The following is an 8,106-nucleotide window of genomic DNA, read 5'->3' as shown; positions in this document are numbered from 1 at the left end:
CAACCGCATCAGCCTGCCTGAGGCCGATCCGACCTGATGCCCTAACGTACCGTGGCTTGCGCGCATCGCCTGCCACAGCCGAGCACACCATGGGCGCGGCCGTACCAGGCGTCGGACTGATCCGGATGCGAAGTTCAAAATAAAAGAAAGCAGAAGGAAATAGAAGAAAATAGAAGGCAGAATAGAAGGTTTTCCACATGGGCGCGCAGGGCCCCACCCACCACCCCGGGCGGCTATGCCGAGCCCGTTTCCCTCTGAGCCCTGAATTGCCTGAAAAAAACCGCCCGGCTTTTACGCCGGGCGGTTTTTCATCTGACGCGGACGCGCCGCAAGCTTAAGGCCCCAAGCTTAAGCCTGGCGACGGCGACGCGCCATGAAGCCGACCAGGCCCAGGCCGCCCAACAGCATGGCGTAGGTTTCCGGTTCCGGCACGGCGGCCGTCACGGCCACACTGTCGACGATGCCGTCGGTGTTGTTGCTGTTGATGCTGGTGTCCTTGAAGAACAGCGTCGTATTGGCGCCGAGCGCGGTGAACGTGAACGTATAAGGGCTGACCAGATGCGTCTGGTCCGTCGTACCGATGGCGCCGACGGTGCCGCCGGCCAGCGAGATGCCGCCGGACATATACGAGGCACCGTTTTCTACGCCGACCAGCAAGGTCTGCGGATTGGCGGCGGCGATGGCGCCGTACTGGAAGGTGACGGTATAAGTCTGGTTGAGAACCGTGCTCAGCGTTTGCGACAGGGTGCCGCCGGCTTCCTGGCCGCCGCCGAAGAAGGCGGCGTTGGGACCGTAGGGATAGGTGCTGCCGTCGACGCCGCAGCATCCGGCATAGGCCGACAGCGGTCCGATGGAAACCGCGCCGTCGGTGATGGTCCAGCCGGTGTTGCCGCCGTCAAAACTACCATTGGTGACCAGATCGGCCGCGCTTGCCGCCGAGATCAATCCCAGGCCCATCAGGCCGGCGAGTAAGAGTTTTTTCATTGGTGGATCCTAAACGTTATTGGTATTAGTTTAATTGCAAAAAGTATTTCTCATTTTACATCAGCCCGCCGATTGGACGGGCATATTTTGATATCAGGGAACTATTTGTTTCCTGTGGCAATCAAAACAGGGGCTGCGCGGCCGCGGTCGGCGCGCGCGTCAGGAATGGCGTTTGCCGGTGGCGCCCGAGCGCCGGGGCGCCCTCGTTTCACCGTGCTCCGCGCGCTGCTTGTTGACGATGCGGGCCGCCACTTCCTTCTCGCGTCCGCGATAACGCCCTTCGTCCTTGAATTGATGTTCGAGCTGCTGATATTCGTGCTCGCGCCGGGGGCTGGCACCTTTGGGCATGGCGGTCTCCTCGTCTGGCTATCGGTGCAATAATTCTAGGCACTTGCACGGCCGGGCGGCGCACGGCACAGCCGACGCCGCCGCGATGAAATTGCAATGCCGCCGCCGGCACGAGTTGGTTCTCCGTGGTAATTCGTGCAATACTCATTACAGCCCATCACACGACACGCCATGGCCGTTACCGACTTTCTGCCGCGCAGCCTGAAATTCCGCATGACGGCGGTGGTGGTGGTGCTCGTGCTGGCGGCCACGGCGGTGGTCGTCTCGGTCGCGCTGCGCCAGGCCGAGCGCGACATGAAGGCCATCATCGGCGGCCAGCAATACGCGCTGCTGGCGGCCGCCGCCGGCCGCATCGACGACCAGATCGACGCCCGGCGCACGCTGCTGGCCGCGCTGGCCGACACCATGCCGGCCGCCGTGCGCGACGACCAGCGCCTGATGGCCGCCTTCATCGCCAGCCAGCCGACCGCGCGCGCCCAGTTCTTCAACATCGTCAGTTACGACAGCGCCGGCAAGGCGCTCTACAGCGCGCGCGACGGCACCCTGTCGACCGTGGTGTCGATGGCCGGCAAGCCGTATTTCGACCAGACGCTGGCGCTCAAGCGCGGCATGGTGTCGCCGCCGTTCAAGAGCCGTTTGTCGGGCCAGCCCATCGTGTTGCTGACCGAGCCGGTGTTCGACCAGCAGGGCCGGGTCGCGCTGGTCATCAGCGGCAGCATCGACCTGGCCAACTCGCATTTCTTCGACCACCTCAACGAAAGGCCCCAGGGCCGCGGCGGCTACGTCTTCATCATGACGCCCGAGGGCATGCTGCTGCACCATCCCGACCGCGGCCGCCTGTTGCAGCAGGCCGGCGACGGCGCCAGCGACGCCATCGGCCTGGCCCTCAACGGTTACGAGGGCTGGACCGAGGCCCGCGACCGCGAGGGCAGCGCCGGCATCTACGCCTATGCGCGCCTGAAAACCACGGGCTGGATCATCGGCGCGCGCTTTCCCACCGCCGAGGCTTTCGCGCCCATGGAGCTGATGCGGCGCCAGACCGTGCTGGCGGCCGTGTTCGCCGTCGGCGCCGGCGCCGCCGCCAGGCTGGCCATCCTGGCGCTGTTGCGCCCGCTCGGCTCGCTGCGCCGCCACATCGCCGCCATCCGCAGCGGCCGCGCCGGCATAGACGTGTTGCAGGGTCCGCGCCAGCGGCGCGACGAGATCGGCGAACTGAGCGCCGCCTTCCACGAACTGATGGCCGAGCGCGAAGCGGCCCAGGCCCGCACCCGCGACAGCGAATCGCTGATCCGCACCATCCTCGACCGCGCGCCCGACGCCTTCATCAGCTGCGACCAGGGCGGCATCATCACCGAATGGAACGCGCAGGCCGAGCACACTTTCGGCTGGCGCCGCGACGAGGCCGTCGGCCAGGACGTGGCCCGGCTCATCATCCCGCCCGACAAGCGCAGCGGCCACTGGGCCGGCATGGCGCGCTTCGCCGCCTTCGGCAAGGGCGCCATGCTGAACCAGCGCGTCACGCTCAAGGCCTGCCACCGCGACGGCCACCTGGTGCCGGTCGAACTGTCGCTCGGCGCGCTCAGCCACGGCGGCGTGCAATTCGTCACCGCCTTCCTGCACGACATCAGCAAGCGCCTGGCCCACGAGGAACAGATCGCCGCCGGCGAAAAACGCGCCCGCATGATCGCCGACAACATGCCGGCCCTGATCGCCTATATCGACCGCGACCTGCGCTACCGCTTCACCAACGCCCACTTCCGCGACCTGATGGCGGTCGACCCGAAAAGCGTGCTCGGCAAAACCATCCCCGAGGTCTTCGGCCACGATTTTTATCTGAGGCTGAAAGACCACCTCGACGCCGTGCTGCGCGGCGAACGGGTGCAGTACGAGCGCGAGGGCCGCGAAACGGGCCGGCCGCTGCAACTGATGGCGCACATGATTCCCGACTTCGACGCCGACGGCGGCGTGGCCGGCTTCTACCTGATGACGCTCGACATCAGCGCCCGCAAGAACGCCGAGCTGACGCAGGCGGCCAGCGAACAGCGGCTCAAATTGATCACCGACCACCTGCCGGTGCTGATCAGCTATCTCGACCAGGAGCGCCGCTACCAGTTCATCAACGCCACCTTCGAGCAGTGGTTCGGGCGCGACCCGCGCGGCCTGATCGGCCGCCACGTGGCCGACGGCCTCTCGCCCGAGCAATACCGCGTCGCCGCGCCGCAGCTGGACCAGGCCTATGGCGGGCGCGTCGTCACCTATGAAGTCAAGTCCGAGGCGCGCGGCCGCAGCCGCACGCTGGAAACGACGCTGGTGCCGGAGGTGCGCGCGGACGGCCGCACCGTCGGCGTCTATTCGCTGACGCACGACACCACGCGCATGAAGGATATCGAGGAGCGGCTGACCCAGCTGGCCCGCATCGACGCGCTGACCGGCATCGCCAACCGCCGCATGTTCGAGGAAACCCTGCACCTGGCGATCGGCCGCGCCCAGCGCAGCGGCCAGGCGATGGCGCTGGCCTACCTCGACATCGACCACTTCAAGGTCATCAACGACACCCTGGGCCACGGTGCCGGCGACGACGTGCTCAAGGAATTCGCCGCGCGCCTGGTCGGCAACGTGCGCGCCACCGACACCGTGGCGCGGCTGGCCGGCGACGAGTTCGTCATCATCTTCGAGCAGCTGCACCATCCGGACGAGGCGGCCCACCTGGCCGGCAAGATCATCGCCGCCGTGCGGGTCGACTTTGTCATCCTCGGCAAGCCGCTGCGCATCACCACCAGCGTCGGCGTGGCGCTGCTCAGCGGCGCGGCCGAGACGCCGGCCGAGCTGGTGGCGCGCGCCGACACGGCGCTGTACGTGGCCAAGCGCAACGGCCGCGACCGCCACGCGCTGGCGTGACGGCGGGATCGGCCGTCCTCAGCCGACCTCGCCGACTTCAGCCGACCTCAGCCACACCAGCCGTCCTCAGCCGTCCTCAGCCGCCCTCCACGGCGCCATAACCGCCGCCGCCCGGCGTCTCGATCACGAACACGTCGCCGGCCCGCATTTCGACCTTGGCGATGTGGGCCAGCCGCTCGACGCCGCCGTCCGCGCGCAGCACCGCGTTGACGCCGACCGCGCCCGGCGCGCCGCCGGCCATGCCGAAGGGCGCGTGGACGCGGTTGTTCGATAAAATCGCCGCCGTCATCGGTTCCAGGAAACGCACCTTGCGCACGCCGCCATCGCCGCCGCGCCAGCGCCCCGCCCCGCCCGAGCCGGCGCGGATTTCGTAGCTGTCCAGGCGCACGGGAAAACGAAACTCCAGTATCTCCGGGTCGGTCAGGCGCGAGTTGGTCATATTGGTCTGCACCACGCTGGTCCCGTCGAAGCCCGGCCCGGCGCCGGAGCCGCCGCTGATGGTCTCGTAATACTGGTGGCGCGCGTCGCCGAAGGTGAAGTTGTTCATGGTGCCCTGCGCGGCCGCCATCACACCCAGCGCGCCGTACAGCGCATTGGTGATGCAGGTCGAGGTTTCCACGTTGCCCGACACGACGGAGGCCGGATAGCGCGGATTGAGCATGGACCCCGGCGGAATGATGACCGTCAGCGGCTTGAGGCAGCCGGCGTTGAGCGGGATGTCGTCGTCGACCAGGGTGCGGAACACGTACAGCACGGCCGCCATGCAGACCGCCGACGGCGCGTTGAAATTATTGTCCAGCTGCGCCGAGGTGCCGGTGAAATCGATCTCCGCGCTGCGGCTGTGCCGGTCGACCCGCAGCGCCACCTGGATCTGCGCGCCGTTATCGAGCGGCAGCGTGAAGCTGCCGTCGCGCAGGGCGCTGATGACGCGCCGCACCGCCTCCTCGGCGTTGTCCTGCACGTGGCCCATGTAGGCCTGCACCACGTCGAGGCCGAAGTGCGCCACCATCTTGCGCAACTCGTCGACGCCCTTTTGATTGGCCGCCACCTGGGCCCGCAGGTCGGCCATGTTCTGGTCCGGATTGCGGGCCGGCCAGCGCGCGCCGGTCAGCAGGGCGCGCGCCTCGGCGTCGCGCAGCAGGCCGCCGGCGGCGCCGTCGACCAGCTTGAAATTATCGATCAGCACCCCCTCCTCCTCGATGCTGCGCGAGTCCGGCGGCATCGAGCCGGGCGTGGTGCCGCCGATGTCGGCGTGGTGGCCGCGCGAGCCGACGTAGAACAGGATGGCGGCGCCGGCGTCGTCGAACACGGGCGAGATCACCGTCACGTCGGGCAGGTGGGTGCCGCCGTGGTAGGGGTCGTTGAGCATGTAGACGTCGCCGGGCGCCATGCGGCCGGCGTTGGCCTGCATGACGGTCTTGATGCTCTCGCCCATGGAGCCCAGATGCACCGGCATGTGCGGCGCGTTGGCGATCAGGTTGCCGGCCGCGTCGAACAGGGCGCAGCTGAAGTCGAGCCGCTCCTTGATGTTGACCGAGTAGGCCGTGTTTTGCAGCCGCAGCCCCATTTGCTCGGCGATCGACATGAACAGATTGTTGAAAATCTCCAGCATCACCGGGTCGGCCGTGGTGCCGATGGCGCGCCGCGACGGCAGCGCTTCGACGCGCCGCATCACGATGTGGTCGTGCGGCGTGACCTCAGCCTGCCAGCCCGGTTCGACGATGGTGGTGGCGTTGGCCTCGGCGATGACGGCCGGGCCCTTGATGATGTCGCCGATGCGGGTGGCGTCGCGCCGGTACAGCGGCGTGTTGCGCCACTTGCCGGCGCAGTACATGGGCGCGGCCGCGTCGGGCATCAGCGCGCGCATGCGGCGCGGCGCCGGCTCGACGAATTCGGCCGGCGCGTCGGACTTGCCGACCGCCTCCACCGACACCGCCTCGACGATCAGCGCCTTGGCCGGCATGAGGAAGGAGAAGCGCCGCTTGTAGGCCGCTTCAAAGCCGGCCCGCATCTCGGCCACGGCGCCGAACGGCACGATCAGCGCCGAGTCGGTGCCCTCGTAGCGCAGGTGCACGCGGCGGATCAGCGTGATGCGCGCGTCGGCCACGCCCTGGTGCTGCAGGTCGGCCTGGGCCTGGCGGCCCAGCGCGTGCAGGCGGGCGTCGAGATCCGGTAAGCCGTCTTCGTCCAGGCGCGCCTCGACGGCGCACTCGCGCATCGCCGTCTGGTCGGCCAGTCCCATGCCGTAGGCCGACATGACGCCGGCCAGCGCGTGCACGAACACCGTCGTCATGCCCAGCGCGTCGGCCACCAGGCAGGCGTGCTGGCCGCCGGCGCCGCCGAAACTGGTGAGCGTGTATTCGGTCACGTCGTGGCCGCGCTGCACCGAGATTTGCTTGATGGCGTTGGCCATGTTGCCGACGGCGATGTCGAGATAGCCCTCGGCCACCGCCTCGGCGCTGGTGGCCTTGCCGGTGGCGGCGGCGATGGTGGCGGCCAGCGCGGCGAATTGCTCGCGCACGGTGTGCGCGTCGAGCGCCTGTTTGCCGTCGGCGCCGAACAGCTGCGGGAAATGGGCGGACTGGATTTTGCCGAGCATGACGTTGCAGTCGGTGACCGTCAGCGGGCCGCCGCGCCGGTAGCTGGCCGGCCCCGGGTTGGCGCCGGCGCTGTCCGGACCGACGCGATAGCGGCTGCCGTCGAAATGCAGCACCGAGCCGCCGCCGGCGGCCACGGTGTGGATGCTCATCATGGGCGCGCGCATGCGCACGCCGGCGACCTGGGTTTCGAACACGCGTTCGAACTCGCCGGAGAAATGCGAGACGTCGGTCGAGGTGCCGCCCATGTCGAAGCCGATGACCTTGTCGAAACCGGCCAGGCGGCTGGCGCGCACCATGCCGACGATGCCGCCGGCCGGCCCGCTCAGGATGCTGTCCTTGCCCTGGAAGGCGCGGGCGTCCGTCAGGCCGCCGTTCGACTGCATGAACTGCAGATTCACGCCCGGCATCTCGGCGGCCACCTGGTCGACATAACGGCGCAGTATCGGCGACAGGTAGGCGTCGACGACGGTGGTGTCGCCGCGCGCGACCAGCTTCATCATCGGGCTGACCTGGTGCGACACGGAGATTTGTTTGAAGCCGATTTCGCGCGCGATTTCGGCAACCAGGGTTTCGTGCGCGCTGTAGCGGTAGCCGTGCATGAAGACCACGGCCAGCGTGCGCAAGCCCTGGTCATAGGCCGCCTGCAGGCTGGCGCGGGCGCCGTCGCGGTCGAGCGGCAGCACGGTGGCGCCGTGGGCGTCCATGCGCTCATCGATTTCGATGACGTGGCTGTAGAGCAGTTCCGGCAGCACGATGTGGCGGTCGAACAAGCGCGGCCGGTTTTGGTACGCGATGCGCAGCGCGTCGCGGAAGCCGCGCGTGATCGCCAGCGCCGTCGGCTCGCCCTCGCGTTCGAGCAGCGCGTTGGTGGCGACGGTGGTGCCCATCTTGACCGCCTCGATGCGGGCCACCGGAATGGCGGCGTTGGCGGCCAAGCCCATCAGGTGGCGGATGCCGGCGATGGCGGCGTCGCGGTAGCGCTCTGGATGATCCGACAACAGCTTGTGGGTGCGCAGCCTGCCATCGGGCTGACGGGCCACGATGTCGGTGAACGTTCCGCCCCGGTCGATCCAGAATTGCCAATCCATGCCAACCTCGCTGAAAAAATGAAGCACTTATTGTAGTCCAGGAGCAGGCCCAGCGCGTCCTTCAATTGGCCATTTTATACCCGGCGACGCCCTGTTTTATTCGGTGCTAGAATCGTCCCACACTCGTGTTGCGCACTTGTGTTTGGTACTTGTTTAGCACTTGTTTGGCATCCCGACCGCAAACTTTA

General features: G+C 67.7%; 5 protein-coding genes. 1 reads left to right on the top strand and 4 read right to left on the bottom strand.

From position 1 onward, the window contains the following. From Q0S71_RS05360 to Q0S71_RS05350, 3 genes are all read right to left on the bottom strand, one after another. On the bottom strand, positions 1-199 hold a 199-nt coding region (locus Q0S71_RS05360), incomplete at its 3' end, for a hypothetical protein (RefSeq protein ID WP_295992350.1). 149 nt (positions 200-348) lie between these two features. Further along, complete coding sequence (locus Q0S71_RS05355; protein WP_295992342.1) at positions 349-984, bottom strand: PEP-CTERM sorting domain-containing protein; 636 nt, start codon at positions 982-984, stop codon at positions 349-351. 159 nt (positions 985-1,143) lie between these two features. Next, positions 1,144-1,332 (bottom strand): hypothetical protein, encoded by a 189-nt coding sequence (locus tag Q0S71_RS05350; RefSeq protein ID WP_295992339.1) that lies wholly within the window; start codon positions 1,330-1,332, stop codon positions 1,144-1,146. A gap of 171 nt (positions 1,333-1,503) precedes the next feature. Between Q0S71_RS05350 and Q0S71_RS05345 the strand changes: the two genes are divergently transcribed. Continuing rightward, on the top strand, positions 1,504-4,230 hold the full coding sequence (locus Q0S71_RS05345) for a PAS domain S-box protein (protein ID WP_295992337.1): 2,727 nt from the start codon (positions 1,504-1,506) through the stop codon (positions 4,228-4,230). 76 nt (positions 4,231-4,306) lie between these two features. Here the strand turns inward: Q0S71_RS05345 and Q0S71_RS05340 are convergent, their stop codons facing one another. Further along, positions 4,307-7,918, bottom strand: coding sequence for a hydantoinase B/oxoprolinase family protein (locus Q0S71_RS05340; RefSeq protein WP_295992334.1), 3,612 nt, complete (start codon positions 7,916-7,918; stop codon positions 4,307-4,309). Positions 7,919-8,106: the final 188 nt, after the last annotated feature.

The sequence above is a fragment of the Rugamonas sp. genome (genome assembly GCF_025354735.1).
GTDB lineage: Bacteria > Pseudomonadota > Gammaproteobacteria > Burkholderiales > Burkholderiaceae_D > Rugamonas.
The sequence above is the reverse complement of the archived record's forward strand: the minus strand, read 5'-3'. Positions and strand labels throughout refer to the sequence as shown.